Genomic DNA, 25,453 nt, shown 5'->3' on the forward strand with positions numbered 1-25,453 from the left:
GGAAGTTTCGTTACCTTGTAACGTCAGTGAGGCACTATTGCTATAGGCGATTGGTTTAGCCGGGGGTGCTTCAGGCTGCCTTCTGAGCATCCTTCTGTGCAGCTTTGGCTTCACGCCACAATTGTGCAACAGCAGCCATCAGGCTTGGGCGCGTGGCCGCAAGATACAGGCGGTTGTCCGGCAGCTCGGCCTTCAGCCGGAAATAGGCTTTCTCAAGCGAATGGTATGGCATGCCAGGAAACAGGTGGTGCGTTGCATGGAAGCGGAGCCCTACAGGTGCCCAAAGCGCAGAGATATAGCGGTTGCCAGGGATGTCCACGCTATCGAGGAACTCTTCCTGCTGGGTCATGCGCTCGCGCCCGCCGTTCCTGTAGGCGTGGGCGGCCAATGTGCGCAGGCCGTTCAGCACAAAAATCAGGATCGTGACTACATACCACACGGCCAGGAGCTTCCAGGGCAGGGTACCCATATACATCAGGCCAAGGGCCACATAGGCATAGATGCCGGTGAAGATGTCTTCCAGGAGCCAACCCGCGACCTGATCTTTCTTGGGCTCTGGCCGGATATAGGCGAAATCAATGACCAGCGAGCTGGCACGCTTCCAAACATAGCGGCGGAAGGCGGGAATGATCAGCGTCAGCGGCATCAGCACCGTATAGCGCAGCAGCAGCAGGCCAGGCACGATCAGCGCCTGCACGATGAAAGCCACAATCTTCCATGGTTTGTCCACGGCGAACGGCAGATATTCGCCGTCTTCTGCCGTGCCGTATACTTGCGGTTTATGGTGGTCGATATGCACGTCGGCATATGTATAAGCCGGCACCATCATGGGCATGCCGCAGAAGGCATTGAAAAAGCGCCTGAAGGCCGTGAAAGTACCTTTGCGGAAATGCGCGATCTCATGAATGAAGATAACGGCGCGGTAGAGGCCGAGCGTGGCCACAACAAGGGCAAGGATTTGCATCAGCGAATAGTTGGCAGCCATGGTTGCCACAGCAACCGCGCCCCAGCCGATGGCAGCTGAGAGCGTAAAATCTGTCCAGTAGATGCGGGCGTCAGGCTTCCACAGATCCTTCACCAGCTTGCGCGCTTCCTTCAGCGGGAAGTCAGCCGCTTCCGGGTGCTTGCCCGAGCGGACGGGTGCACCTGTCGCCGCGTCTGTCACCTTTTCTACAGTCATACTCTCTTGCATGTCATTCTCTTGAGCTGCGATCATGTTCGGACCACAGCGAAAATCAGTTGTGCGCCTAATTGCCATAAAATCGCCGAAAGGCAAAGCGTCTTAAAGCCGCACCTGCCTCACAAATCCTTGACTTTGGGCAAGCGCCCGGCGGCTTGTGGGGTATTTCTGTGGCCAAACTATGTTCCGCGCGCAGGGCAGCGGTGCATAATTGTGCTCTTTTTTTCAGGCCTTTGTCCGTCTAATCTTGCGGACTGGACAGAGAGGAATTTTGGAACGTGCTCGATTATCAGGCATTGCTGGACTATATCGCTGAGGCAGTGCAGCCGCATTTCGGCAAAGGGAAAGTGGCGAATTATATTCCTGCGCTGGGGCGCGTGCCGGCCAGCAAATTTGGTATGGCAGTGCAGTTGGCGTCCGGTGAAAGCTTCACGGTCGGGGATGCGTTTGAGCCATTCTCTATCCAGAGTATCTCGAAGCTTTTCGTGCTGGAACTCGTCATGTCCCACTTTGGCGACATGGTCTGGACACGGGTTGGCAAGGAACCATCGGGCGACCGCTTCAACAGCTTGATCAAGCTGGAAATGGAACAGGGCGTGCCCCGCAACCCCTTCATCAATCCTGGCGCACTCGCGACGCTTGATCTGCTGATGGGCCTGAAGGGTGATACCAAGCACCGTATCCGCAACTATCTTCGGTTTTTGGCGATGAATGAGGCGGTTGATACGGATGCTGCGGTAATGAATTCCGAACTGGCGCACTCGGACCTTAACCGTGCGATGGCCCACCTGATGAAAAGCCACGGCAACATCGACCAGGATGTCGATACTCTACTGGAAACATATTGCTACCAGTGCGCCATGACCATGAGTTGCAAGGATCTGGCGCTTGCGGGCTTGCCGCTCGCAACAGGCGGTTATTCGGCCCTTCATGACGCTGCCGTCGTCTCTGCAGCGCAAGCCAAGCGCATCAATGCCGTGATGTTGACATGCGGTATGTATGATAGCGTCGGCAGCTTCGCCTACCGTGTTGGCGTGCCAGCCAAAAGTGGGGTGGGCGGCGGCATTCTGGCGGTTATACCAGGCAAGATGAGCGTGGCAGTCTGGTCGCCGGAACTGGACCAGTTCGGTAACTCATACGTGGGTACAGCTGCGCTTGAGATGTTCACAAGCATGACCCACAGCAGTATCTTCTAGGAACAGGGTTAGCCCGCGTTCACAGCTCGCCAGCGCTTTTCCAGGATCACGATTGTTACCAGATAGACCGCGACAACAGCCAAGGGCACCGCAAGGAAGCGGTCGTTCGGGAATAGGTACCAGGCGCCCAGGACGAGGCCTGTACGAACAATGCCGTGAAATAGCCCAACCCAGTGTTCAATGGCCCATGAGAGCGGCACCCACATCAGCCCCGTCAGGATGCCAACTGTAAGCGGCAACGACGTATAGTCCTGCTGCAGGAAGGGAATGGCAATGGCAAAGACAAGAAGGGCCATAACAACAGTCTGAAGGAACAGGCTGTCGAAGGTGTTCTTTGGCCTGTTTTTGCCAAGCAGGTCTTCACCTGTGAATTTAGAGATCAGTACACCGAGATAGAAGATCGATCCGGTACAAATGAACAATAGCCACACTGCGTGCTGTGGCGCGAGCTGGGGTGCCACGGCACCCACAATTGCCCAGGCAATGGTTCCTGCGACCGGCATCGCCAGGAAGCGGCGTTTCTTGTAATCGGCCCTCTGGTCTTCCAGCGATCTGGTTGCTTCAATAGTCATTGGTTTTCCCCCACCGTTTTCCTAATTGCAGGTTTTAGTGAGACAAAGAAGGGGAAATGTCCAGCCCCGTTGTGAGCATGGCGAGTGTGGCAGGTTAGTCCACAGTCGATGTGGCTGCCTGCATCATGTCGAAGTTGCCTTCACCTACAAGCTTCTTGTACGCCACCTCTATTTTTGTCGCGAGTTCAGGGCGCAGGTTGGCCCCGCCTGCCAGGTAAAGCGTTAGTCCTATGTTGAGGTCATATACTGGCTTGAATGCGCCCCGCCAGGCTCCGTTATGCTGTTGTTCTGTGCTATAGTTGATCATGCTGCCAGGGAAAAGGTCCACACGCTCGGCCTCTACCATCTTGAGGGTGCCGGGCTGGTCAAGGTCCGTTGATCGGATGATGCTGGCCTCCGGCAGGCCGGTGCTTTGCAGAATGCTGCATGAGATGTCACCACGAACGCAGATGACGGAAAAGTCCCCCGCCATAAGACGTTCGTGCGTGTAGATGCGCGTGTCATCCTTGCGTGCAAACAGCCTGTAATTGTCAAACGCCAGGGGCACCAACCACCGAAAGCGTTTCTCCCTGTTGGGGATGCGGGCGATGGAATAGATCAGCACATTGTCCGCCGTTTCGGCATAGCGTACCGCTCGTGCCCAGGGACCAATGGTGATGGTATAGTCCAGCTCAGTTGCTTCCATTACCTTGTTGACGAGCGCCGTGGCTTCTCCGGCAACGCTGCCATCATCGGCGGGGAAATTATAGGGTGGATAATTTTCTGTGACGATAAAGACATCCGCGGCGCGCACGCAGCAAAAGCTGCTGAAAATCAGCAAGCCAACAAGAAACACTAAGCTCTTGACCAAAAGCCGACGCCTCCCCATTGCACGCCCCACCATTGAATTGTAGCCGGATAACGGCTTGGGCGCACGTGTTTGTTGGTGGCAGGGTCACGCAGTGGTTGTGTTCATGCCTTTGCTACAGTTACTCCAGCGCTTTCAACACATCCGCTGCGAAGCTATGAATCTGGAAACCTTCGCCGCCAGCAGGGTCATGCCCGCGCCGCACTATCACCAAATTCTTTGATGGGATGATCATCAGTATCTGGCCCCTGTTGCCGAGGGCCGCGAAGCTGTCATTCGGTAGTTCCGGAAAGCGTTCGTTATAGAGCCAGAATTGGGCGCCGTAGCCCGGGATTGCGCTGCCATTTGCGCGAGCAGCAGGGGGCTGGCTTGGGGCTGAGGTGGCTACATATTTGGCCCAGCCTTCAGGCAGGATGCGCTCGCCGTTCCAGGTGCCGTCATTCAGATAAAGAATGCCAAGGCGCGCCAGATCCCGCGACGTGGTCCATACCTGGCTGGACATCACAAAGTTGCCGCCCCAGTCCACCTCCGGCACGGTATCCAGCATGCCGATCTTGTGCAGCAGTGCCTCGAAAGGAAACTCCAGATAGGCCTGTTCGTCGCCTATCGCGTCCTTGAGTGCGCGCACAGCAAGAAGCGTATCGTTATTGGCATATTTCCAGCGGCTGCCCGGATTTACTTCAAGGGATGTGCGCATGGCCGTGTCGTCCACCCGACCACCACCGATATAAAGCCGGTCTGTGCGGTTACCCGCCTGGTTGCTGTCCAGTCCCGATGCCATATGCAAAAGGTTTTCCAGCGTGATGCCCTTGCGCGGATCAAGCGGCGACTGCCAGCTTGCCACTGGTGCGGGCGCTTTTATGTCAATCTGTCCTTCTTCTACCGCTGCGCCGATGACACTGGCGGCAATGGATTTGGCGACGGACCATGTGCGCTGGCTGGTGCGGTGGGTATAACCGTCGATATAGCTTTCAATCAGGATTTCATCCGGGCTTGCAACCAGAAGTGCGGTGGTGAAGGCATCCTTGCCGTATTTAGGGTCCTTGAAAGCGCGGGCTACGAGTGCGGCAAGTGCTTCATTGTCTGCCTCTCCATAGTTAGACGGGATGCGCGACCATGGGGCGCTGTCATTGCGCGCCGGAACGTCAATATCAATGCGGGGCAAGGCTGCGGTGGTCTCCGCCTTTGCACCAACAGGCAACTGCGTGCAGCCAAGATGGGGACGCCATTGGCTGATGCGTGGCGGAAGCGTATCGCTGAAGGCAACGGTGACGCGCTTGGCGTCATGATCGATTTTTGCTTCAAGTGTTGGCACAACATCAGCTACCAGTGGGTAGATGCCCGTCAGTTCCTGCGCTTCTATCTGCTCTGGCGACTTGCCGCCGTTGAAAGTGGCGCTGCAGGTGAAGGCAGCCTTATAGCCAGCTGCATAGGCGCGGATCGTGGCATCGGTTTCTTGTGCGAACCCGACTGTGGAAACGCTGGTAGCTAGCACCAGCGCGGCGATGACATTTTTCATGGTTGTGTCCCCTTTTTCTCAGAGTGTCATCTGAGGCGTGGGAACGCAAAGTCAAATGGCTGTGAACTCACCGTTCGACAATATCTCGCTTCATGGGGGCCAGGATCGCCAGCAGACGGTTTTGCGTGTGAAACGGTACATCGGCCTCACTCATCGCCTGTTGCAGTTGTTCCACCAGCGCATTGAATTCAGCCTCTGTGATCCCAAGCTTTATGTGGGATTTCTTCATGTTCACGCCCTTGTACCGGCAGGGGCCGCCAGTGGCCTCGCAGATCTGGTCCACCAGCAGGCGGGCCAGGCGGTCTTTCTTGGTTTGCTTGAATTGGTGGGCGGTGCGTGGGTCCGCGAATGTCCGATCCACCAGCCGGTTGGTAAAACGAGTTATGTTGTCGAGCCCGCCCAGATCATCATAAAGGCTGTCGGCATTCGCGACCGGCGCTGCACCGAGCAATGCAGCGGCAAGAATGAGTGTCTTCAGTTTCATGATTTAAAACCCCAGTTGGAGAGACAGGTAGAAGCCGCGCTGACGCCCTTGCAGCGCGATTTTCCCAAGGTCAGTATAGGCGGCAGTGATGGTGAAGTGCTTGCTTGGCAGCCAAACCACATAGGCAGCCATGGCATCGTCTTCTTCCGCGAAAGCCAGGTTGTCGGGCTTAGTACGATAGTCTGCGCCGACTACAAAATGGCGGCTCAGGAGGTAAGCGGCAGACCCTTCAAACTGCAGCGACCTGCCCGAACCGTTCGGGCCTCCAAAGCCCAAAAGGCCGAACTGGTTGGCTCGCGTCGCCCGCGCGGTGCCGGTGAGCACCAAGCTTTTGTCCAGAAGGATTTTGGTGGCAGCCAGATAGAGATCGATATCGTCATCACCTTTGGCGCCGACCGCGCGCACAATCGCGCCTTTGTCGGCTTTCTTATACTGCGCGCCCAAGGAGACCTGCGGCATCCATTTATCCTGGTCATAGACAGCATCCCCGAACACTTTCACCTTGGCGCCGACGATGTCCTGGTTGAACTTGAACCCGTCCCCCAGGCCCAGCCTGCCGCCGGCGCTGCGGGTGTTAAACCATTGCCGGGTGAAGCTCAGCTCAAGGCGGTCGAAAAGCCCCACCGTGACGCCTGTGGCGTTTAGGGTGAAATCACCTGTCGTGACATAGGTATGGTGCGCACTGCCGCCGATTTGGCGGTTGGTGCCATAGCCGGAAATAACGGCCCAAGGGTTCAGGCCACTGCCGCCAGCTCCTTCAACCTGAATCACACCTGGTGTGGCCAATATCTTGCCGCTGCCAAAAAGGCTCTCCTCGGCGTGGGCCGCTCCAGTCGCGATAAGGGCCAGAAATATCAGTATTTTTTCCATGCGAAGCAGCTTTCCATTCCCCAGGCGTTATAATGCATACTTAATTGGTCAGTTATTAAGAACGAATAAAAATTCATTCTCTGTTACGACAAATCTTGATCCTTGGATGATGCGGCCTAGTTGATGACATGAAAATGTGTTCAACCAACAGCGAGTCGACCAATGCGTCTTGAATATAGCGATGAAGACCTGGCCTTCCGCGCGGAAGTGCGGGCGTTTCTGGAAGAAAGGCTGCCAAGCCATGTTTCCGAGCGAACAAAAGCTGGCCTCGGGCTTGAGAAAGAAGATTATCTGAACTGGCAGCGCACCCTCTTGGAAAAGAATTGGGTGGCGCATTCATGGCCAGTTGAGCATGGCGGATCAGGCTTTACGCCGTTCCAGAAGCACATCTTTGAAGAAGAGTGTGTGCGGGCTGGTGCGCCGGAGCTGCCGCCATTCGGCCTGTCGATGCTTGGCCCTGTGTTGATTGCTTTCGGTTCCGATGAACAAAAGGCCCACTATCTGCCACGTATTCTCGATGGCACTGACTGGTGGTGTCAGGGCTATTCCGAGCCGGGATCAGGGTCTGACCTCGCAAGCCTGAAGACTAAAGCCGTGCGCGACGGTGATCATTATATTGTCAATGGCCAGAAAACCTGGACCACGCTTGGTCAGTATGCGGACTGGATTTTCTGCCTGGTGCGCACCTCCTCAGAAGGCAAGCCACAGACCGGCATCAGCTTCCTGCTGATTGACCTGAATACGCCCGGCGTGGAAATGCGTCCGATCATCACGATCGAAGGCGGCCACGAGGTGAATGAGGTGTTCTTTGACAATGTCAAGGTGCCAGCTGAAAACCTTGTTGGTCAGGAAAATATGGGCTGGACCTATGCCAAATACCTGCTGCAGCACGAACGTGTTGGCATTGCAGGCGTGGCAGCCGCCAAGGAAGGTCTGAAGCGTCTGAAGAAGATTGCGGCCGAGACCGATGACGGCGAAGGTGGCAAGCTGATTGATGATGCCCATTTCGCGGAACGTATCGCCAATGTGGAAATCGATTTGATGGCCATGGAACTGACAAACCTACGTGTGCTTGCGGCCGCCCAGGCCGGTGGTGCGCCGGGCGCTGAAAGTTCCATGCTCAAGATCAAAGGGTCAGTGATCCGTCAGGAAATCAGCGACCTGATGCGCCGGGCTGTTGGCCCATATGCGCTGCCGTTCATGCCGGAACTGGATCAGATGGGCTCGAACGCCGAGCCGCTTGGGCCTGATGGGGCGCATTTGTTCGCAGGCCAATATTTCAACCGCCGCAAATATTCCATTTATGGCGGCTCAAACGAGATTCAGCGCAACATCATCTCCAAGATGATCCTTGGGCTTTAAGGGAGGGTACAGTTATGGATTTCAATCTCTCTGATGATCACCGCATGCTCAAGGACATGGTGTCTCGCTTTGTGCGCGAGCAATGCGATTTCGAAAGCCGCCTGAAGCTGATCAGCTCGGAAAAAGGGCATGATGAAGCGGTGTGGGCACAAATGGCTGAACTGGGCCTTGTGGCTGCGGTGTTGCCTGAGCGCGTTGGCGGCCTGGGTGGCTCTGGCCTTGATATCATGGTCGTGGCCGAAGAGCTCGGCCGCGGTATCGTGGTGGAACCTTTCCTCGCAACAGCCGTTCTGGGCGCAGGCCTGTTGGCTGAAGAAGCAGCGGAAGGCCGTGGCCCGGCACTTTTGGACGATGTTATCGGCGGTGGCCACAAGCTGGCGTTTGCCCATTATGAGCCGGGCGCGCGCTACAATGCCGCGAAAGTTGACGCGAAGATCGAAGGCGGCAAGCTTTCGGGCGCGAAGTCGATGGTTGTCAACGGCGGTGATGCGAACACTCTGATCGTGTCGGCCAAGGACGGTGACAAGCTGGTGCTGTTGCTGGTTGCGACTGACGCCGATGGCGTGTCCATGCGTACCTTCAAGACCAATGATGGTTTCGGCGCAGCCGAGATTACCTTTGACGGTGTTTCCATCGCTGCAGACGATGTGCTGCTCTCAGGCTCTGCGGCCGAAGACGCCCTTGGCCGTGCAATTGCGCGCGCTACACTGGCGCTTTGCGCGGAAAGCCTGGGCGCTATGGAAAATGCCCGCGACGCGACGCTTGAATACTTGCGCACGCGCACGCAGTTTGGTGTGCCTATCGGCAAATTCCAGGTGCTTCAGCACCGCCTTGTGGATGTGTGCCTGGAGATTGAACAGGTTCGTTCGATCGTGCTTCTCGCGGCGTCCAAACTGAATGCCGAGGACCGTGACAAGCATCTGTCAGCTGCCAAAGCCCTAGTTGGCCGTGTGGGCCGCCAGGTGGCTGAGGAATCAGTTCAAATGCACGGCGGCATTGGTGTGACATGGGAACTGGAACTGGCACACGTTGCCAAGCGGCTTGTGATGATCGACCATTATTTCGGTGATACCGACTATCACCTGAAGCAGTTCCAGAAGCTGTCGAAAGCGGCCTAAAGCCTGCATTCCGAAACAATAGAAAGCCCGGCCATTTGGTCGGGCTTTTCTTGTTTTGCCTCAGTGTGTCGTGTGCCTCGGGCTGCCTATCCTTTTGCGCCGATCCTGTAGCTGAGCGGGATGGTTAGTGACACGCTCTCTTTGTTTTCCGGCAGTTTCGGGAAGCTGATGCGCCGCATCAGGTCGATGGCTTCGTCGTCGAGGATCGGATTGCCCGAACTTTCAACAACCTGTTGGGCCATGATCGTGCCGTCCATGGCAATCTGTACTTTGACCCTGACGGTGCCCTCAATGCCTTCTTCTATAAGCTGTGTCGGATACCCCTGATTGCGCGCCAGAATTCGGGATACATCGCGCTGCCAGCCTTTCCAGTCCGGTGTGGCCTGGGCCACTTGCACTTCTGCGCCCAATCGAGTTTGTTGGTCATCCATGTTGAACCGCAGCGGAATCTTGAAATTGAAACTGGAAAGCCCTTCAGGCAGCGGGGGCAGCGGATTGATCCTGTTCAGGATTTGAAGCACCGATCCGTCAAGCACATTGTGCCCGGACGACTGGTTGATCTTGAAGCCGATAATGTCACCGTTTTGACCAACGGTAACCTCGACCTTAACGGTACCCTCCAGCTTGGCGTCCAGGGCACGCTTGGGGTAGCGTTGCTTGGAGGCGAAGGCGTCATAAACCCGTTCGCCCCAAGTGGCGAGATCATAATCTTGTGCGGAAACAGATGGTGAATTGGCGCAGCAAATAAGCGCAAACAGGCCCAGGGCGAGCATGTTTCGGGGGGACGTCGGCGACATTGCGCGTTCTCCTTGCGGAAAGAGCTAAAGCAGTAAAACGCAAAACTGTCGGGCAGGCCTTTCACACCGAAAATCGGATGGTTGTCTGTCCTCTGTAGGAGAGAATAGGTAACATTAGTTTAAATCAAATTAACAGCATTTTAGTGCCGGGCGCGCACGCCACCTTTGGCCGGCTGGCCTGGTTCAAGAAAATGTGATCGGGGGAGGGCTTATAATTTTGGTTTTCAGCCCCATTTCTGATGGGCCCGGGGCGATCCCCTACCTCCCCCCCCTGAAGCTCCGGGATTGCCCGTGCGTCAGCCCCCATTAGGCGCACGGGCTTTAATTTTTTGGCGGTGTTAGAACTGACCCGAAAAAGAGATGCGGAAGCCCTGGTCGCGGACACGCTCCGAGATTTCAGTGCCGATGAATGTGTCGCCACGGGTTGGGCTGTAGAGATAGCGAATTCGGTCCCTGCCGACCCCGCCGATGCTCCAGGCTCGCAGGGTAATTCTGACGCCTTTGACGGCGGTGGTCTCAATAAAGCCACCCCAGCGACTGGCGCCTTCAAAGTCTTCAAACTCATTGACGAAAAAGCCATGCCAATTGAAGCGGCTGTTATAATCAACGCCCCAGGACCATTCGGTGTCCGGTATGTCATGACGGAACTCAACGACATATTCGAGCGGAACGAAGTTATGCAGGCGCCGTTTTTGGCCAGTGAGCGGGTCCAGGAAGCTACTGTCTTTCGCATCAAGCTCCACTTCAATCAGGCCGCCTTTCAGAACTTGGTCGGTAGGGATGCTAGCCTGGGCTTCCAGGCCCCAGCGCCTGGCGCTTCCTACATTGGCACGGCCCTGTCTGCCTGAAGGCAGGATGATGCGCTCCAGTACATCATCTTTCCATTCATAGAATAGTTCGACAGATAGTGCGCCACGTTCGCCAAATTGGTAGTTGAATGTGCCCTGCAGCCGGTCAGTGCGGTCTGGCCTCAGGTTTGGGTTGCCCGCGAACACGCGGTCATCGGATGCGTCTGCGCTTGCAGCAAAATCTCCAAAATCCAGTTGACCGACACTGCGTTCAGCGGAAAGCCCGACCTGCAGATCAGGTGTGACCGTATAGGTGATGCCAACGGAAGGCTTCAGGAACTTGAAAGTCTGTGCCTGGTCAGTTGCGCCGCTTGTGGAAATTTGGCTGATTTCGGCTTTAATGCCTCCGTCCATTGTTAGTGTGTCGTTCAACTTCCACACAAGATTGGTAAAAGCTTCTGCACGCTTTTCTTCCACGCGCACGGGCTTGGCGGGCAGGGCAAAAAGCTCAGCCCCGGTTCCGTCTGTCTTCACAATATCAAGGCTGGCATTCAGGGTGTTGAAGGCGCCTTCTATTCCGAACTCAGGCTGCACCATTGCGCCACCATTTTTACCAAGCGTTGTTCGGAAAATGGTTTCCGTGTTTTTTTCTTTTGCCGTGAAATGCGTCGTGTCCAGCAAAGTTGCTTCAGGCATTTCGTTGGTGATCAGGTCGCGTGCCGTCCAGTCCGCTATGGTGGTCAGGCCAATAAGCCGCCATTTCCAACCGCTTTCGAAAGTGCGGGACCAGTCGGCGCCGAATTCTCCTGAATACTCTTCAAAGTCGTGGTCATCGAAAAAACGGTCGGCGACCGGGTCTGTTGGTTCTCCTGTGCCGCGGCCAAGGCGCTCTGTGTCGCCGTACCAGCTGTCAAAACCAAATCGACCGTTCAGTTGAAGCCTGCCGCCAAAGACGTCACGCCCTGCATCAAATGACAGCGAGGCATCACGGTTGCGTTCGTCCCGCACTTCGGTTTGCAGTCTTGTCTTGGTCCCTTCGGCATCACGCGCAGTAATAACCGCGTCGCGAGATTCATTGATCATGAAGCTTTCCAGCTGGAATGATGTATCCCAGCCAGCCAGTTGGGTCGAAAAGGAGGCACCTGCAGATGGCATGATCCGGTCCGGTCCTACCTTGCGGATGTCAACGGACCAAGTGCCGGTGCTGACATTCTTCAGCCGTACCACATTCGCCACCATGCTTTGGCCTGCCGCTTCGCCAGCGCCAATGGCGCCGCGCTGCACTTCGATATGGGAAACCTGTCCCGCGGGTATCCGTGAGAGGGCTTCACTTAGTCCACCGGACTTCGATGTGGGGCGAGTGCCGTCGATCAATACATTGCCAGCGGTGCCGCCGAAGCCTCGTGCACTGGAGCCGCTGTCGAAAACGAAGCCAGGCAGCCGGTTGATCATGTCCAGGGCTGTTTGAGGGGTATATTGCTCGAAGAACTCGGCATCAAAAGACTGATGATCGACGTCAATAACCACTGATGCACTGGCCCCTACCGCCGCATCAGACGCTGCTGCTGACGCGAAAGAAGAAGCAAGTACGATCCCGAATATAATGGAACCGCAGGCCTGTCGTGTGGCCTTGGTTGGCATTCCAGAATTCCCCAGAGTTAACCCACGGCAGGGCTGCGCAGGATTAATATGTTATATTGTTCGGCTTCAGCCTACAGTCAAGGCCTTGATTTGGATGCTCTTTTGCGGTGAGTTGAGCCCGGCTCGCGACAAATCGTTTCAACCATTTTTGACTTTTGTCGCCACTCTCATCCTGCCTTCACTGGGCATCAAGAGAAGAGCACAATACTGCCCGATAATATTCCAACTAATTTTGTACGAATTTACAATTGCGAAAGGAATTCACCCATAAGGTGACCTTGGGGCGTAATCGTTGTTCGAGGGGTATTTACATGGTTCCTGGAAATGCAGGAGACGGCACTTTAGGGTCATCATTTGAAGCGTCAAGCATCGCTGGAGAACTAGACGAACTACCATCCGCAAATGCCGATATGCAGCTATTGGTCGGCGAGGATTCCATGCGCGCTGGTATACGTAGTGCACAGCTTCGAGAGATGTTTGATCACTATATTTCGCTGCGCCCGGAAAAGGGCAAGATGCCGCCCCGAGATTCATTCAGCCCTGCAGCACTTCCACGCCACCTGCCCAATATATTTCTGGTGGAGGTAGAGCCCCAGGAAGATGGCGTGCCGGATTACCGCTACCGCGTATTCGGGACGGCTCTCAGCGTCCTCTTTGGTGCGGAAATGACCGGGAAATTGGTCAGCGAATTCACCGATCATAACCGTGCTGAACGCTCCCGCCGTATTCTGGATCACGTGGCGCTTCTGCGGCGGCCGGTGCGTACGGCTGGCAACTTTGTCTCGAAAAACGGCATGTCGGTGTTTGGCGAGTCTATTGTTCTGCCTTTTGGTGAAGAGGGAAGGGTGACGCACATTCTGGCGGATCTCGATTACGATCAGGTCGACTAGTCTCTGACAGTTCTACATTTCGTTGAAACGTCCGAAATTGGCGTGCAGAAAGCTGCGCGGCACACTATGTTGCGAGGTGATCAAGGCATAGGTGCTCAAAAGGAAAACATCGTGACACAGCCAAGTTTGCAGATGGGCCCGCGCCAGTGGGGCCTGCTGGCAATGCTTTCCATCCTTTGGGGTGCATCCTTCATGGCCATTGAGGTCGCAGTCGGAGCGTTGCCGCCACTGACTGTGGTGGCCATCAGGGTCTCATTTGCCGCATTTGGACTATTCCTGTTTATGAAGGTAACCCGTGTGCCGCTTCCTGGCGCCGGGCACGCGGACAGATGGAGGGTCTGGGGCGCGTTGGCCGTGATGGGACTTCTGAATAACATTATGCCATTTTCCCTTATAGCCTGGGGGCAGACCCAGATTGCATCCAGCCTTGCCTCCATCCTGAATGCCACGATGCCCCTGTTCACTGTTTTCGTTGCGCACTTCTTTATTCATGATGAACGACTGACAATGCGGCGCTTTTCAGGTGTTCTGATCGGCTTTATGGGGGTCGTGTCCATTATTGGGCCGGGCAGTCTTGCCGGCATGTCCGGTGAATTGATGGGGCAGTTGTCGGTTCTTGCGGGGTCACTCTCCTATGCCTTTGCGGTGGTCGCGGGAAGGCGGTTTGTCGGGCTTGGATTGCAGCCTGTCCAGATGGCTTTTGGGCAGGTGACGATGGCGGCCATCATGCTGGTTCCTGCCGTTCTTGTCATAGATGCGCCATACCTGTTGCCGCTGCCTGAAGCAAAGGTTTGGGCTGCACTGCTGTCACTGTCGCTCCTGTCTACCGCGCTTGCTTATCTTCTGTATTTCCGTCTGATCGCCGAAGCAGGCGCGACCAGCGCGTCCCTGGTGACGCTCACCATACCGGTTGTAGCAACCACATTTGGCGTGCTGTTTCTGGGGGAGCGGCTGGAAGCCGGTCACGCTGCAGGGCTGGTGCTGATTGGCGTTGGTCTGATGGTGTTGGACGGCCGTTTGATCAGGCGGCTACGAAACCGGCTTGCCGGGCGTGCCCTATAGGCCGCGGGCGGGGTGTATGCAGGGAAGAGCTTCAGGGCATATAGACTATCGGGGATAGCCCAAGTTTTTTCAGATAGTCTGCCATTTCACCGGATGCGGCCAATTCTTCCAGTCTGTGATTGAACTCTTTGATGAATGCCTTGTTGTTGGCGGTGTCATGGCAAACGATACGGATGCTGGGCACTGGAATGGGGTCATAATTTGGGTCATGAGGCGGAAGCTCCTGGCCCAGGCTTTTAAACACGAAGTAGGCGTCCGGCATATTGGCGATCATGGCATCAACAGTTCCTGTTTCCAGGATTTTGGCCTTGTCGACCTCATCTGCGATCGGCACATATTCAACGCCGATATCACCCATTGAATTCGGGACTTTTGCACCAAGGGCATACGCCAGTTTCTTGCCTCGCAGGTCTGCCTGACTGTGGATGATAGAGGTTGCATCCCGGGAGAATATCCGCATGGGCGACCTAAGCATGGCGCTGCTTTCGATATAGCTTTCGCCCTCGCTCCAATCGCCTGTCCGCATGAGCGTATCAATGCTTTTCGGGTAGATGCAGCTTGTCCTGTCGCGCTTGAAGCTCCGCATGGCGCGTTTATAGGGAGCCACCAGATAGTTCTCCTGTGCCAGGTCAGAGCCAAGAGTGAAGCGGGCATAGTCATTATAGAAACCGCTGCCGTCAGCATCGAGTGTGATACCCCAGCCGGTGGCGAAAATATGGGGAATTTTAAGTTCTGGATGATGAGCCTTGCTGGGGCGCGTGACAATTGTCAGAAGGAAAACAAAGACTAATAACAGGGGAATGTGACGCATCCAGCAGTCCTTGATGAAAGGTTGATCGGTTCCTTCACTGGTGACTATAGCAGTAAAGATCAAGAATGCGCAAAGCCTGAGGGCGTCTGCGGGTTTCGGCGGGTGTTTAACCGGAGTAATGGCTCTTGATTCGTTGGATAGATTGGTCGCACCAGCCCAGATAGTTTTTCTGGAACCGATGGCCTGAAATCTGTGTCATCTACATGAATAATTGCTCTTCCGACAGGCCATAAGGATAGGTGGGGCTTTCGGCTTTCTACACTGACCCACGGCTTGCTGGACGAATCAATAGGCTTGTATTTGGTGGCGATTGGCGCAAGCCTGTAGGCATGAAACAGAGAGTGTAGCTATGACCCCTGCCGAATTCAGATGCCTGCGCGAAGGGCTTGGCTTGTCGGAGCGCGATATCTCCATGCTAACACTGGCTACGGAAGCACAGGTGAAAGCATGGGAGCAAGGGCGCGAGGCCGTGCCTGAGCGAGAAGGCGGCCTGTTGGCGGATCTGGAGCGCGAGGTTGAGCGCCGCCTGGCAGGCGCGCTTGAGCACGCTCAAGCGAAAGATGTAGTTACCCTCAAGCTCTTCAGAAATGCACTTGATTTCAAGAAAAGCGGGCCGGACATGAGCCCCATACCGCCGATGCTTGCCTATCGCTGCCATTCGGCCTTAGTCGGGCGGCTTTGTCGGGCCCTCAAGCGCGATGGTCGCAATGTTACTGTCATCTATTCTTGACGCGGCATGTGGGCTGCCGGGGTCAAGCCTTGGGATGTCAGAAAGGCCTGAAGCCTACCGTCCTTGATCAATTCCTCAAGATGGCTGTTGAAGCTTTCTATGAATGCCTCATTGGTTTCAGACCGATAGCAGACCAAGCCGATTTCAGTTGAATCAATCGAGAACCTCGGGTCAAAGGGCGGCAGGCCCGTGCCCAAGCTGTCAAATACAAACTTGGCGTCCGGCAAAACCGCTACCAGTAAATCTGTCCGGCCTTCCAGAAGCATACGCGCTTTGCCAACTTCGTCCGACACGGCGACAAAGTTGGCCCCAGAGCCTTTGAGAAGCTTGGGTGCATCCGACCCCAGCGCAAAAGCAACTGTCAACCCTTTGAGGTCTTCGAGCCGGGCCGGTGGGTGGGTGCCATGTGGGCTGAAAATGCGGGACTGTGCCGCCACCACGCTGCGGCTGCCAACGAATTGGTCTGGCTTTTTAATCGTGCCTGTGCTGACCAGATAACCGAGGCTGTTTGGATAGAGGCAGTCTGCCTGCTTGGCAAGGAATGCACGTTTTGCTCGCTTATAAGGCAGGATTTCATAGTCAATCGAGCCAAGGCTTGTTGGCAAGACCAGTTTGGCAAGATCGTTATAGAAGCCGGTACCATTGGATTTCAATGTCAGGCCCCAATCGGTGGCCATAACATGCACGGAGTCCTCAGCGGCACAGAGCGATGGTGCTACTGAAAAGAACAATCCGTATACTGCTGCACCAAAGGCGCGGCGTGCCAGTGCGAGGACCATAAGTTATTGCTTCCCACATGCGCCCCCCAGCGCGCTACCAGCATACCGTCTAACTTATCTCCTTGGCAAATGCTGGTCGATTGCCTGATGTATGGGCAGGGGGGTAGAATGATGCAGCAAGGAAGGATTGAGGATGGTACGTTTACTGCTGTTTTTGGGTGTTTTTCTGTTTGCTGTGGCACCTGCTTCAGGGGCGCAGAAAATTGAGATTGCTCCACGCGAAGAGGCCCTGACATTTGCTCGTTCTTATGAGAATGGGATTCCGCAAAAGCTATTGCTGGTTATTCGTTACGAAAACGAAACAATAACTGGAATCGATGTATCTCAGGCGCTTGGTCGGCCGGTGTTTGATCCGATCATTCTCTATAATGAACTTGGGCGTGACGCTATTCTCGCCGCCTTGGAGGTGATACCTGACAGCGCGGCCGTGACCCTGCCGATCACAAGTCTTGGGATGCCGGTTGGACTCGGCGGCAGCCACATCGCTGCAGGCGCGAATTTTCCGGCTCATGCTGATGACGCTGAAGTGGAGGACGGGCCGTTCCTTTTTCCCAAACAGGTCCAGCCGACGCATTGGACAGCGCCGATTCCATCGGGGGATGGGCTGCTGGACTATGAGGCAGAACTTTGCTTTGTGCCCTTGCGGGATTTCCCACCGGTGCGCACATCGCGCGAGATAGGGTTGATCCTGTGCAACGATGTGACCGACAGGGCATTGCTTCTGCGACATATTGATGCGTTTGACATTGAGTCCGGCCAAGGCCTCACAACAGGCAAAAGTGCTCCCGGCTACTTGCCGGTGGGAAACCTGTTTGTCATCCCGCTGGATGCTGAAGGTTTTGCCCAGTCCTTGACGCTCGAGCTATCGGTAAATGGGGAAATCCGGCAGTCGGCACCTGTGTCACGCATGGTCTGGGGTCTTCCTGAAATTCTCCGGGAAACTGAAGCTCGAAAAGACCGCCAGTGGGTTTTCCGTGGCTCCCGGGTCGGTCTGCCGACCCGCAACGGCAGGGTGCCGGCGCGTGCCATGATCATGTCAGGTACGCCCGCGGGTACCGTGTTTGAAGGTATTCGCACCATGCACAAGGTGCGTGGTTTTCTGGACTATGCCCTAGGTGGATGGGACCGCCCGATGCAGCAATGGGTCGTAGACCGGTACATCCGTGAAGAGCAAAAGCTGGGGCGGTACTTGAAGTCCGGGGATATAGTCCATGTGCGGGTTGACCGAATGGGCGAGCTTCGGAATCCTGTCAAAATCTCTAGGGATGAATGACCATAATAACTTGCGAAAGTGCAGCCTTAGGTCCCGGTTTTGTCCTTTTATTTCCGCGCCTTGAAATAAAATTTCACTTTTTAATCTTTTCCTTGTTGACAATTGCGTGGCGCTTCGGTTAGTGATGCAAATATCGGATGGCCTCAATAGGAGGGGCCTCGAGTATTTAGGATTTTAGGAACATGACCACCCTTTGGAAACAGATGTATGCAGTGAAAGGCGCGCAGTTTATTTGCGTCCGTCTTGCATGCATTCCGGAGGGGAGAGAACTTTAAGCCACCAGGGCTGAAAAGTTGAAAAGGTTCCAAACCCCTCCGAAGCATCGCTCCGGAGGGGTTTTTTGTTGAGCCACCGACTTTGAAGCCCGCAATCAACCCTGACGGAGCCTGATTGAAGCAGACGATAGAAAGACCCGAGTACGGCACGTTTAGAGTTGAATTTGCGAGGACAAGAAATGAACCCCCGGGGTGCGGTAAGCGACCTTTGCCAATCCTCGGGGTCCATAAATTGAAAGAAACATGGCCCGGGATATGCATGGGCAAAATGGTGAGACAGAGACATGACAGCAATTGTTAACATACGGCCCGGCGAGACGGGCGAAGAGCGGTTTAACGAGTTCCGAGAGGGTCAGCCGCTGAAGATTGCTCGCGCACGGCGGGGCTTTGGCGGCTTTATTACGCTCGATTTGGGCGATCCGTGCGAAGCGGATGCGGTCACGGGCGATGCCCAGTGGCAGTGGCATCTGTGGATCTACAGCTGTGACTGGGACCTGTATCTGGATGATGCACGGATTCTGTGGCGGCGTGAAAGCGATACCGCGCGGGCCAGTCACATCCTGTCGAAACTGGAAGGCGAAAGCCTTACTGAGATTGAGCATGACAAGGCAGACGACTGTTTTGTGTTCACCTTTACAGGTGGGTTCCGTCTGCATGTAGACCCGGACTTTTACGGCTATGACGCCGGGGATGACCTGTTCATGCTCTTTAAGCATGGCGAGCGCGATGTGCTCTCCTATTCCCCGAAACGACGTTTTTACAAGGCAGCTTAAGATGACCAGTGCAGCGTATGACATGACCGTAGACCACCCTGATTTCGAGATCAGCGTGAGCCTGGAGATTGATACACAGGAAAGTTCACCCGACGCGGTGACAAAATCCTTGGGCGTCTTTCCAAGTCTTGTCACGCGCAAGGGCGAGCCTGAGGCGCCGGAAGGCGAACACCATAGCGTGCTTACGCACCAGGCGCTCAATAGCCATAATATCTGGCGGCTCGACAGTGGCCTCCCTGCTGCCAACACAACGCTCGCGGACCAGATTGACGCGCTTCTCGACCGCCTGGAAGGCAAGGAAGATGAAGTGCAGAAGTGGGCGGAAGGCGCGCATGTGTTTGTCGCGGCCTATGCTTACCACCGGGTGCCGGTTCTGACCCTGAGCCCTGAACAGATGAGCCGCATGGCGGCGCTTGGGGTGACGTTGGAGGTCGATTTGCATGACCTCACGCATGCCCAGGATAATGATAATTAACGGAGACAGACGATGGAAAAATTTCATGACGTAATGCTGCCGCGGGATGTTGAGCAGTTCGACCTGAAGAAGGGTGCTAAGGGCGCGATCATCGGGTCTGGCCTCACTCACCAGCGTGTCTATACCGCCGAGTTTCCAAGCATTCGTGGCGGTGCTTCCACCCTGCTGGAGCTGGACGCCGACGCGTTCGACAGCCTTGGTGAAGTTGTGGTTGTCGCCGGTTGGCGCCAAAGCGCAAGCCAGATGGGTCATCACTAGATGCCTGCCTTGCTGGCATCACTGAGTGCATTGATTGAGTTTCTTTAGCCCCTGATTCCTCCCCCGGCCTCCCCTTTGGCCATCAGGAATCCCCTGGCGTCGGCATCCTCCCCTTAAACCGGCGCCAATCCTCAGCCCCCTCGCTTCCGCGAAGGGGCTTTTTTTTAGGTTCAGCCAGAGTCCTGTGGCCGATTTGCAGCAGTCAGTTGTGGAGTGAGCTTGGGAAAGCAGATTCCACTTCACCAAATCTTTGCCTCACCGTCGAATGGGCTAAAATGACAATCGGGAGTGGGGAATGCGCGACAAGTTTTTTGATATCGCAGATACGGCGGCCGAAACCTTTGCCAAGCTGGTTTTGTTGCTGCTGTTTGTTGCTTGTACCATTTTCCTGATGGTTGATGCCGCGCCTGTTGGCATCGTTTTCTTCTTTGTTGTGCTTAGCTTTGCCCGCTGGGTTTGGGCGAAGCCGTCCGAGACGGACGATCAATTGGTTGATTGACCCTTCGCGCGTGTTCGGGCCTACACCTTCAATAGAATAGACAGTTCGTCGGCTGCGTCCAGAATAGGGCGGGACGACCTTTCCACGCGCGCGCTAATGAGCGCCCCTTCAAACGCGGACAGAATCAATGTGGCTGTCGCCCGGACCCTGGCACGAGGCCAGTCATGGCTTAACAGCATATCTGTTATGGCTTGTTGCCAGTGCCCGAAAGACGCTTTTGCAACCGGGGTGATGATATCGGAAGTAGGTACTGTCTCAAGAACTGTCGTTGCGACCGGGCAGCCGTCAGTGAAGCCAGACTTTTCCATCCACTGAGACAGCAGCGCCGCATAAGCCTGCACGAAATCGGCCGGACTTTCGGCCGAACCTGCCAGTTCGCGGAAAGTGCGTGTGGCAACCTTGCTGGCGGCCTCAAGGGCCGCGGCGCCAATGGCCTCCTTGCCTTCCGGGAAATAATAATAAAGCGATCCACGCGGCGCGCCGGACCGTTTCAATATTTCTGCTGTTCCGGTGGCGGCATAGCCCTGCTTGCGGAACAATACAGCCGCAGCATGAATAAGGGCAGCCTCATGCTTTGAGCGGTTTTGAGCAGTCTTTTTTCGCTTGGATTCTGGCTTTTCGGCTATGGCGTTGCTCATGGAAAATTCCCGAAATTTGACTCTTGGGCTTGACTTTGGTTAAAAGTTATACAGATCAGTCTATATAATCAACAATTATCGAGGATGGAAAAATGACACAGGAAGCAGTTGGCAGCGAAGCCGGATACCAGCATGGAGCCAGAGAAGCGGTAGAGATGGTAGCTGAACGCACCGTTGCGACAACGGAAACGATGCGAGCTATCGTGCAGGTTTCACCCTTCACGCGCTGGACCGGGTGTGAAGTTCTGACGTGCGAGGAGGGCGTGTGCGAAGTACGGATGCCTTTTCGGAAAGACCTGACGCAGCATCATGGCTTTGTCCATGGCGGGATCATCGGTTTCCTGTCAGACAATGTCTCGGCTGCTGCTGCCGCGAGCGTTGTGGGCGATGTTGTGACTGCCGACTATAGCGTCAAATTGCTTGCCCCGGGAATTGGTGATGAGTTTATGGCGCGGGGTGAGGTTGTAAAAGTCAACAAGAGGCTGGTGGCTGTCGAGAGCCGCGTTTTCGCGGTAAGTGACGGAAAACAAAAGTTGATTGCCGTCGGGGCGGCTACTATTTTACCAGTATAAAATAAACTTTTAATTGTTTTTTGTTCCCAAGGCAGGCGGGAACGCCTATGGTTATTTCTTGTCGAGAACTGGTTTTGGGGGATGACTTATGTCGGACGGGACAGGCACGCGACGCGAGAAACTAACTATATCGACCATTCTGTGGGCGCTTTTGACCGCCCTGTTCTTTTCGGCTGCTTTCTATCTTGGCGAAGGATAGATCACGAGATGCGCTGAAATTCCGTGGCGGCCATCAAGTCGCCGATCAAGGTTGATTTCGAACCCTTCGCATTTACATGGAAAATGGCGCGAAAGTCGTCTGCTTTCTTTGCGATGTTGGGGTCCGTATTGTCTGGAAGGCCTACATCATTCGGAAGTAGCATCATCTGGCTGCTGCCGTAAGCATTGCAGGCAAAATAGGTTCCCCAGAAGCTGCTTTCTTTCTCCACCAGCTTGATGCCCAGGGCCTTCTCCAGGTCGTGGCGGGCGTCGCCAATTTCGGCCTGGCGTGTGCCAAATATCATTTCCTGCTCATCCGCTTTTTTCCCCTCTTTGGGTTCAGATGACGGCGCCTGAATGGGGTGATCCACGGTCTTCTTCATCTTGAGGCGCAGGCCAAAAATGGGGTCGAAGGGCGCGTGATCCTGCAGGAACAATTTCAGCGGCAGGTGGAAGCTGATAATGATAACCCCGAAGGGAAAGAAATACAGGCCCCTGGCCAGGGAGGCCCAGCTGACAGGGGCTGCGCCGCCTTTCGTGACACGGTAGCCCAACAGGCGGGCACCGATTGTGCTTCCATGCATCATCAGTGCCGGCAAGGCAAACAGAAGGGCATTAAGCGCCACAATCATGGTGAAGTCAAAGCCGGTCAAGACATCGGGCTTGCGGTCAAAAACCAGTTTGAACAGGCCAAATACACCAATGAACCCGATAACTGCATCAATCGCGAAGGCGGATACCTGCCCAAACCAAGGCGCTTCCCTCAAAACTGTCTTTTTCACCGCCACCCCTACAGTCTACATCTTTACCTGCATTCTTTAGCGCAGGCTTGTATTTATCCCTCTACAGCATAATGAGTGTTTTGTTAACACGAATTGACATCCTGTATCGCTTTGATTTCATGATCGCAAAAGCGTGGGCGTGATAGTAACGTGCGGTGATATACGGGAGAGGGAAACTGGAATGACAGGACATAGTGGTAAGGCCAATGCAGAAGGCATGGTTTCACTGATACTGCGCGACGCCGGGCGACTGTTTGCTCGTGTGTGGAGTCGGGCTGTCATCGTCTGTTTTGTGATGGTCTTCTCCCTTTTGGCCATCGGCGGCGTGCTTCAATTGTTTGGCGTTCCGATTTTTGAGGTTCAGCCCGAACCCGGCTGGCGGTTTGATATCTTTCTTTTCAATTGGTTGGGGTGGCTGCTCAACTATCTCGCATATATGGTTCTAGTGGGAAAAATGCTGGCCGGGAATAGCCGGGCCGGGAAGATACCTAATGGCCTGATGGTGCGCGCCGGGGTGCCGGTGTTTATGCTGATGGCAATGCCAAGTGCGTTCGTATCCACCTGGATGCCTGACGGGGATTTGACGCGCGAATATATCATTATGATGGTGCCTCAAAGCCTCTTTGACGTGTCGCTTTCTGTCATTGCACTTTTTTGGTTTTTAAGGCGCCTGGCGCGCCGGGCAGATGGGTTGGCCAGTCCAGATTGGCGCGAAATGCCCACCAGAGTTTCACTCACGCTGGTGATCTTGCTCGCGGGTTTTCTGATCGGGTCTGAACTGTTGTACACAGCACTTGGAAGCATCGAGTGGCAGGTCATGACAGGTAGCGACGACCTTTCTGCCATCATGGGGCTCGTGGCCTTGATCGGGGCGATTGTAGCGCTTTACCTGAATGTGATTGTTACCCCCAGCTTGATTGCGGCTTGGTACCGCAACCTGCCGTCTGTGAAGGCAAGCAGCAGCGGGATCAAGGAAATATTCGCATAGGCGGCTTACAGCTGCTCTTGTGCTGAAGCGCAGGACCGGTTCCGGAGAAACCCATTAATGCCCCAGCGTCTTGCGCTCCAGCGGGCCCAGATAATAGGTCGGGTCAATGCCTCGGGCTGAAAGGAAAGCGGCCAGTTCGCCACTGTCTCTCAGTGTTTTGATGCGGGCATTGATGCGGGCAATCATGTCCTCGTTTTCCACTGTGCGGTGGCAAACAATGGCAATGTTGTCGTCATTGATAGTGAAAGACGGATTGTAGGGTGGCATCGGCTTGCCAAGTTCGCGGAAGACAAAAAGCACATCCGGCATATAGGCGATCATCAACTCAACTCTGCCGCTGATCAGAAGCTCGGCTTTGCCTTTCTCGTCATTGACCGGAATGAAGGATGCGCCAAAACCGTCCAGCAGGCGTGGGACTTCCGCCCCCATTGGGTAGGCGATCACCCTGTCTGTCACATCTGCTTTTTGAGAAACCGCTGGCGTGTCATACCGGGAAAAAATATGGGCCACGCTGCGGAGCATGAAATAACTTTCCACGAGTCCGGACGTATCATCGACGATTCCGGTGGCGGCCATATAGTTCAATGTGCTGGGATAGTGGCAACCCGTTTTGTCCTGGGCAAATATCCGGTTCGCGCGGCGGTAAGGCACGATGTCGTAGCGCGGGGTGCGGGCAATTTCATCCAGAACCAGGTGCGCCAGATCATTATAGAAACCTGTACCATCTTCAGCGAGCGTCATGCCCCAGGCAGTGGCATAGATTTTCCCTGCCTTTTTTTGGGCGTCATCGGCCTGCTGTGCCGATACGTCTACCGTTAGGGTAAGGAAAAGGAATGCTGAGATAAGTCTCGTTACAATCATAAACGGTCCAGTTGCGACCCCAATATTCATGATAGGCCAACAGGGCTTGGCAGGCAATGGTTTAAGGTTTTGGCTGCGGCAGGTAGCTTGCTGCATCAAGGCGGTTTTCCAGCATCAGGGCGTGTGCCTTGCCGCCCTCAAGGACAGCCATGGCGTGGGTGTTAAAGGCTGCCAAAAAGGCCCTGTTTTTGGGTGTGTCGTGGCAGGTGACGCGTGCCAGCGTATTGTTCAGCTCATACTCCGGGTTGAACGGGGGCAGGGGTTTCTGCATGGCCTCAAACACAAACTTGGCATCGGGCATTGCAGCTGTCATCAGGTCAACCCTGCCTGACAACAGCATCCTCGCTTTGTCACTTTCGTTGGCGACCGCGATGAAGTCCGCATTGGCGCCGCGAAGGAAAAAGGGCACCCGTGATCCCATGGCATAGGCGACGGATCGGTGATCGACGTCGTGAGCACTGGCCGGTGGGGCGGTTCCTGGCGGGGAGAAAACATAGACCTTTACGTTGAGTATTCCTCTGGTATCGATCAAGCCATCGGCGGAAGAAATTTCACCACCATCCATCAGGAGGTCGATGTTGCTGGGATAGAGGCAACTTTCAGTGTTCCGGTAAAACAAGGCCTTGGCACGCCTGTAGGGCAGGATGTCATACTGTACCGGTGTTTCCAAACCGTCCAGGAACAGCCTGATCAGCTCGTTGTAAAAACCCGACCCATCCTCCGACAGCGTCATTCCCCAGGCGGTCCCATAAATCTGAACACCGCCTTCCGCAACCTCAAAGGGCAGGGGCTTTATGTTCTGAGGCTGTTTGGTCGGGGCGATGATATTTCCGGATTGTCCCTTCAAGAATAGCATGACAGCGGCAGCACCCAGAAGGATGGCTATGGTCCATGTCAGTGATGTCTTTTTCATAGGAGCTCCGGTGCAACTGAAGCGTCAGTATATCAGAGGACAGCGTTCAGGGGGAAGCGCTAGTGTCCTTCGGGCAGGTGAGATACAGGGCGGAGTTATGGCCGTAGCCTTAATAGAGATGGGTAAGGCAGACTTGGGTTGGATTGCCAACTATTTGCCTCCGAATAGGCACAGGTTAGCGCAAGTGCCATTGACCGACGTTCAGCCCTTCTTCTATGTGGATGTATATTAGAATTGGCACAATTGCCCAATCGGCCCAGATAATTATGTCCAGATAACTTTAATGGCATTTTGAGAAGGAA

General features: G+C 55.0%; 27 protein-coding genes. 13 read left to right on the forward strand and 14 right to left on the reverse strand.

Annotated elements, in window-relative coordinates; translation table 11 throughout:
* Nucleotides 1-70: 70 nt before the first annotated feature.
* Nucleotides 71-1,192 (reverse strand): fatty acid desaturase family protein, encoded by a 1,122-nt coding sequence (locus ACFO5Q_RS14590; RefSeq protein ID WP_380084392.1) that lies wholly within the window; start codon nt 1,190-1,192, stop codon nt 71-73.
* Between the two features lie 266 nt (nt 1,193-1,458).
* Between ACFO5Q_RS14590 and ACFO5Q_RS14595 the strand changes: the two genes are divergently transcribed.
* A complete protein-coding gene (locus tag ACFO5Q_RS14595) occupies nt 1,459-2,376 on the forward strand; it encodes a glutaminase (protein ID WP_068143885.1) in 918 nt (305 codons plus the stop codon).
* 8 nt (nt 2,377-2,384) lie between these two features.
* Here ACFO5Q_RS14595 and ACFO5Q_RS14600 read toward each other — a convergent pair whose 3' ends face one another.
* From ACFO5Q_RS14600 to ACFO5Q_RS14620, 5 genes are all read right to left on the reverse strand, one after another.
* The gene (locus tag ACFO5Q_RS14600) at nt 2,385-2,948 is read right to left on the reverse strand and encodes a DUF7010 family protein (protein ID WP_068143888.1); all 564 of its coding nucleotides are present in this window, start codon (nt 2,946-2,948) and stop codon (nt 2,385-2,387) included.
* Between the two features lie 94 nt (nt 2,949-3,042).
* Nucleotides 3,043-3,798, reverse strand: coding sequence for a substrate-binding periplasmic protein (locus ACFO5Q_RS14605; RefSeq protein ID WP_197420923.1), 756 nt, complete (start codon nt 3,796-3,798; stop codon nt 3,043-3,045).
* A gap of 118 nt (nt 3,799-3,916) precedes the next feature.
* Nucleotides 3,917-5,314 carry a serine hydrolase domain-containing protein gene (locus ACFO5Q_RS14610; protein ID WP_068143892.1) on the reverse strand — a complete coding sequence of 466 codons (1,398 nt, stop codon included), beginning with the start codon at nt 5,312-5,314 and terminating at the stop codon, nt 3,917-3,919.
* 67 nt (nt 5,315-5,381) lie between these two features.
* Complete coding sequence (locus tag ACFO5Q_RS14615) at nt 5,382-5,798, reverse strand: group I truncated hemoglobin (RefSeq protein WP_197420924.1); 417 nt, start codon at nt 5,796-5,798, stop codon at nt 5,382-5,384.
* A gap of 3 nt (nt 5,799-5,801) precedes the next feature.
* On the reverse strand, nt 5,802-6,668 hold the full coding sequence (locus tag ACFO5Q_RS14620; RefSeq protein ID WP_068143894.1) for a DUF3034 family protein: 867 nt from the start codon (nt 6,666-6,668) through the stop codon (nt 5,802-5,804).
* A gap of 162 nt (nt 6,669-6,830) precedes the next feature.
* On the opposite strand from ACFO5Q_RS14620, the gene ACFO5Q_RS14625 reads away from it, so the two are divergent.
* Nucleotides 6,831-8,030 (forward strand): acyl-CoA dehydrogenase family protein, encoded by a 1,200-nt coding sequence (locus tag ACFO5Q_RS14625; protein WP_068143896.1) that lies wholly within the window; start codon nt 6,831-6,833, stop codon nt 8,028-8,030.
* A 14-nt stretch (nt 8,031-8,044) separates the two neighbouring features.
* Nucleotides 8,045-9,148 (forward strand): acyl-CoA dehydrogenase family protein, encoded by a 1,104-nt coding sequence (locus ACFO5Q_RS14630; protein WP_068143898.1) that lies wholly within the window; start codon nt 8,045-8,047, stop codon nt 9,146-9,148.
* An 86-nt stretch (nt 9,149-9,234) separates the two neighbouring features.
* Here ACFO5Q_RS14630 and ACFO5Q_RS14635 read toward each other — a convergent pair whose 3' ends face one another.
* Together ACFO5Q_RS14635 and ACFO5Q_RS14640 are read right to left on the reverse strand one after the other, a co-directional pair.
* Nucleotides 9,235-9,945 carry an energy transducer TonB gene (locus tag ACFO5Q_RS14635; protein ID WP_082719674.1) on the reverse strand — a complete coding sequence of 237 codons (711 nt, stop codon included), beginning with the start codon at nt 9,943-9,945 and terminating at the stop codon, nt 9,235-9,237.
* A gap of 338 nt (nt 9,946-10,283) precedes the next feature.
* Nucleotides 10,284-12,374, reverse strand: a complete 2,091-nt coding sequence (locus ACFO5Q_RS14640) for a TonB-dependent receptor domain-containing protein (protein ID WP_068143902.1) — start codon at nt 12,372-12,374, stop codon at nt 10,284-10,286.
* 311 nt (nt 12,375-12,685) lie between these two features.
* On the opposite strand from ACFO5Q_RS14640, the gene ACFO5Q_RS14645 reads away from it, so the two are divergent.
* The gene (locus ACFO5Q_RS14645) at nt 12,686-13,264 is read left to right on the forward strand and encodes a PAS domain-containing protein (protein ID WP_082719675.1); all 579 of its coding nucleotides are present in this window, start codon (nt 12,686-12,688) and stop codon (nt 13,262-13,264) included.
* 111 nt (nt 13,265-13,375) lie between these two features.
* Complete coding sequence (locus ACFO5Q_RS14650) at nt 13,376-14,326, forward strand: DMT family transporter (protein ID WP_231727082.1); 951 nt, start codon at nt 13,376-13,378, stop codon at nt 14,324-14,326.
* 31 nt (nt 14,327-14,357) lie between these two features.
* Here the strand turns inward: ACFO5Q_RS14650 and ACFO5Q_RS14655 are convergent, their stop codons facing one another.
* Entirely contained in the window at nt 14,358-15,137 is a 780-nt protein-coding gene (locus tag ACFO5Q_RS14655) for a substrate-binding periplasmic protein (protein WP_068143908.1), read from the reverse strand.
* 349 nt (nt 15,138-15,486) lie between these two features.
* On the opposite strand from ACFO5Q_RS14655, the gene ACFO5Q_RS14660 reads away from it, so the two are divergent.
* A complete protein-coding gene (locus ACFO5Q_RS14660) occupies nt 15,487-15,867 on the forward strand; it encodes a helix-turn-helix domain-containing protein (protein WP_068143910.1) in 381 nt (126 codons plus the stop codon).
* Here the strand turns inward: ACFO5Q_RS14660 and ACFO5Q_RS14665 are convergent.
* Nucleotides 15,858-16,646, reverse strand: a complete 789-nt coding sequence (locus ACFO5Q_RS14665) for a substrate-binding periplasmic protein (protein ID WP_068143912.1) — start codon at nt 16,644-16,646, stop codon at nt 15,858-15,860. The two genes, ACFO5Q_RS14660 and ACFO5Q_RS14665, sit on opposite strands and share 10 nt — an antisense overlap.
* A 133-nt stretch (nt 16,647-16,779) precedes the next feature.
* Here ACFO5Q_RS14665 and ACFO5Q_RS14670 point away from each other — a divergent pair, with 133 nt between their 5' ends.
* The 5 genes from ACFO5Q_RS14670 (at nt 16,780) to ACFO5Q_RS14690 (ending at nt 20,199) form a co-directional block, all read left to right on the forward strand.
* Nucleotides 16,780-17,919, forward strand: a complete 1,140-nt coding sequence (locus ACFO5Q_RS14670) for a fumarylacetoacetate hydrolase family protein (protein WP_068143913.1) — start codon at nt 16,780-16,782, stop codon at nt 17,917-17,919.
* Nucleotides 17,920-18,478: 559 nt separating this feature from the next.
* The gene (locus ACFO5Q_RS14675) at nt 18,479-18,967 is read left to right on the forward strand and encodes a hypothetical protein (protein ID WP_068143915.1); all 489 of its coding nucleotides are present in this window, start codon (nt 18,479-18,481) and stop codon (nt 18,965-18,967) included.
* A 1-nt stretch (nt 18,968) separates the two neighbouring features.
* Nucleotides 18,969-19,442 carry a DUF4279 domain-containing protein gene (locus ACFO5Q_RS14680; protein ID WP_068143917.1) on the forward strand — a complete coding sequence of 158 codons (474 nt, stop codon included), beginning with the start codon at nt 18,969-18,971 and terminating at the stop codon, nt 19,440-19,442.
* Between the two features lie 12 nt (nt 19,443-19,454).
* Nucleotides 19,455-19,700 carry a hypothetical protein gene (locus ACFO5Q_RS14685; RefSeq protein WP_068143919.1) on the forward strand — a complete coding sequence of 82 codons (246 nt, stop codon included), beginning with the start codon at nt 19,455-19,457 and terminating at the stop codon, nt 19,698-19,700.
* Between the two features lie 295 nt (nt 19,701-19,995).
* Entirely contained in the window at nt 19,996-20,199 is a 204-nt protein-coding gene (locus ACFO5Q_RS14690) for a hypothetical protein (protein ID WP_068143921.1), read from the forward strand.
* 20 nt (nt 20,200-20,219) lie between these two features.
* Here ACFO5Q_RS14690 and ACFO5Q_RS14695 read toward each other — a convergent pair whose 3' ends face one another.
* Complete coding sequence (locus ACFO5Q_RS14695) at nt 20,220-20,837, reverse strand: TetR/AcrR family transcriptional regulator (protein ID WP_082719677.1); 618 nt, start codon at nt 20,835-20,837, stop codon at nt 20,220-20,222.
* 92 nt (nt 20,838-20,929) lie between these two features.
* Between ACFO5Q_RS14695 and ACFO5Q_RS14700 the strand changes: the two genes are divergently transcribed.
* Nucleotides 20,930-21,409 carry a PaaI family thioesterase gene (locus tag ACFO5Q_RS14700; RefSeq protein WP_068143923.1) on the forward strand — a complete coding sequence of 160 codons (480 nt, stop codon included), beginning with the start codon at nt 20,930-20,932 and terminating at the stop codon, nt 21,407-21,409.
* Between the two features lie 200 nt (nt 21,410-21,609).
* On the opposite strand, the gene ACFO5Q_RS14705 is transcribed toward ACFO5Q_RS14700, so the two are convergent.
* Nucleotides 21,610-22,389, reverse strand: coding sequence for an RDD family protein (locus ACFO5Q_RS14705; protein ID WP_068143925.1), 780 nt, complete (start codon nt 22,387-22,389; stop codon nt 21,610-21,612).
* A 181-nt stretch (nt 22,390-22,570) separates the two neighbouring features.
* Here ACFO5Q_RS14705 and ACFO5Q_RS14710 point away from each other — a divergent pair, with 181 nt between their 5' ends.
* Nucleotides 22,571-23,377, forward strand: a complete 807-nt coding sequence (locus tag ACFO5Q_RS14710; RefSeq protein ID WP_068143927.1) for a hypothetical protein — start codon at nt 22,571-22,573, stop codon at nt 23,375-23,377.
* A gap of 54 nt (nt 23,378-23,431) precedes the next feature.
* Here ACFO5Q_RS14710 and ACFO5Q_RS14715 read toward each other — a convergent pair whose 3' ends face one another.
* Both ACFO5Q_RS14715 and ACFO5Q_RS14720 read right to left on the reverse strand, forming a co-directional pair.
* Nucleotides 23,432-24,238 carry a hypothetical protein gene (locus tag ACFO5Q_RS14715; protein WP_068143929.1) on the reverse strand — a complete coding sequence of 269 codons (807 nt, stop codon included), beginning with the start codon at nt 24,236-24,238 and terminating at the stop codon, nt 23,432-23,434.
* 61 nt (nt 24,239-24,299) lie between these two features.
* Nucleotides 24,300-25,151 (reverse strand): hypothetical protein, encoded by an 852-nt coding sequence (locus tag ACFO5Q_RS14720; RefSeq protein WP_068143930.1) that lies wholly within the window; start codon nt 25,149-25,151, stop codon nt 24,300-24,302.
* Nucleotides 25,152-25,453 lie beyond the last annotated feature (302 nt).

It is taken from the genome of Kordiimonas lipolytica (assembly GCF_042651265.1).
Taxonomy (GTDB): domain Bacteria; phylum Pseudomonadota; class Alphaproteobacteria; order Sphingomonadales; family Kordiimonadaceae; genus Kordiimonas; species Kordiimonas lipolytica.

Excerpts from the sequence above, each read along its gene's own strand:
- ACFO5Q_RS14590 (WP_380084392.1), bottom strand. The coding sequence starts at position 1,192 with ATGCAAGAGAGTATGACTGTAGAAAAGGTGACAGACGCGGCGACAGGT.
- ACFO5Q_RS14600 (WP_068143888.1), bottom strand. The coding sequence starts at position 2,948 with ATGACTATTGAAGCAACCAGATCGCTGGAAGACCAGAGGGCCGATTAC.
- ACFO5Q_RS14610 (WP_068143892.1), bottom strand. The coding sequence starts at position 5,314 with ATGAAAAATGTCATCGCCGCGCTGGTGCTAGCTACCAGCGTTTCCACA.
- ACFO5Q_RS14615 (WP_197420924.1), bottom strand. The coding sequence starts at position 5,798 with ATGAAACTGAAGACACTCATTCTTGCCGCTGCATTGCTCGGTGCAGCG.
- ACFO5Q_RS14620 (WP_068143894.1), bottom strand. The coding sequence starts at position 6,668 with ATGGAAAAAATACTGATATTTCTGGCCCTTATCGCGACTGGAGCGGCC.
- ACFO5Q_RS14625 (WP_068143896.1), top strand. The coding sequence starts at position 6,831 with ATGCGTCTTGAATATAGCGATGAAGACCTGGCCTTCCGCGCGGAAGTG.
- ACFO5Q_RS14630 (WP_068143898.1), top strand. The coding sequence starts at position 8,045 with ATGGATTTCAATCTCTCTGATGATCACCGCATGCTCAAGGACATGGTG.
- ACFO5Q_RS14635 (WP_082719674.1), bottom strand. The coding sequence starts at position 9,945 with ATGTCGCCGACGTCCCCCCGAAACATGCTCGCCCTGGGCCTGTTTGCG.
- ACFO5Q_RS14640 (WP_068143902.1), bottom strand. The coding sequence starts at position 12,374 with ATGCCAACCAAGGCCACACGACAGGCCTGCGGTTCCATTATATTCGGG.
- ACFO5Q_RS14645 (WP_082719675.1), top strand. The coding sequence starts at position 12,686 with ATGGTTCCTGGAAATGCAGGAGACGGCACTTTAGGGTCATCATTTGAA.
- ACFO5Q_RS14655 (WP_068143908.1), bottom strand. The coding sequence starts at position 15,137 with ATGCGTCACATTCCCCTGTTATTAGTCTTTGTTTTCCTTCTGACAATT.
- ACFO5Q_RS14660 (WP_068143910.1), top strand. The coding sequence starts at position 15,487 with ATGACCCCTGCCGAATTCAGATGCCTGCGCGAAGGGCTTGGCTTGTCG.
- ACFO5Q_RS14665 (WP_068143912.1), bottom strand. The coding sequence starts at position 16,646 with ATGGTCCTCGCACTGGCACGCCGCGCCTTTGGTGCAGCAGTATACGGA.
- ACFO5Q_RS14670 (WP_068143913.1), top strand. The coding sequence starts at position 16,780 with ATGGTACGTTTACTGCTGTTTTTGGGTGTTTTTCTGTTTGCTGTGGCA.
- ACFO5Q_RS14675 (WP_068143915.1), top strand. The coding sequence starts at position 18,479 with ATGACAGCAATTGTTAACATACGGCCCGGCGAGACGGGCGAAGAGCGG.
- ACFO5Q_RS14680 (WP_068143917.1), top strand. The coding sequence starts at position 18,969 with ATGACCAGTGCAGCGTATGACATGACCGTAGACCACCCTGATTTCGAG.
- ACFO5Q_RS14685 (WP_068143919.1), top strand. The coding sequence starts at position 19,455 with ATGGAAAAATTTCATGACGTAATGCTGCCGCGGGATGTTGAGCAGTTC.
- ACFO5Q_RS14690 (WP_068143921.1), top strand. The coding sequence starts at position 19,996 with ATGCGCGACAAGTTTTTTGATATCGCAGATACGGCGGCCGAAACCTTT.
- ACFO5Q_RS14695 (WP_082719677.1), bottom strand. The coding sequence starts at position 20,837 with ATGAGCAACGCCATAGCCGAAAAGCCAGAATCCAAGCGAAAAAAGACT.
- ACFO5Q_RS14700 (WP_068143923.1), top strand. The coding sequence starts at position 20,930 with ATGACACAGGAAGCAGTTGGCAGCGAAGCCGGATACCAGCATGGAGCC.
- ACFO5Q_RS14710 (WP_068143927.1), top strand. The coding sequence starts at position 22,571 with ATGACAGGACATAGTGGTAAGGCCAATGCAGAAGGCATGGTTTCACTG.
- ACFO5Q_RS14715 (WP_068143929.1), bottom strand. The coding sequence starts at position 24,238 with ATGATTGTAACGAGACTTATCTCAGCATTCCTTTTCCTTACCCTAACG.
- ACFO5Q_RS14720 (WP_068143930.1), bottom strand. The coding sequence starts at position 25,151 with ATGAAAAAGACATCACTGACATGGACCATAGCCATCCTTCTGGGTGCT.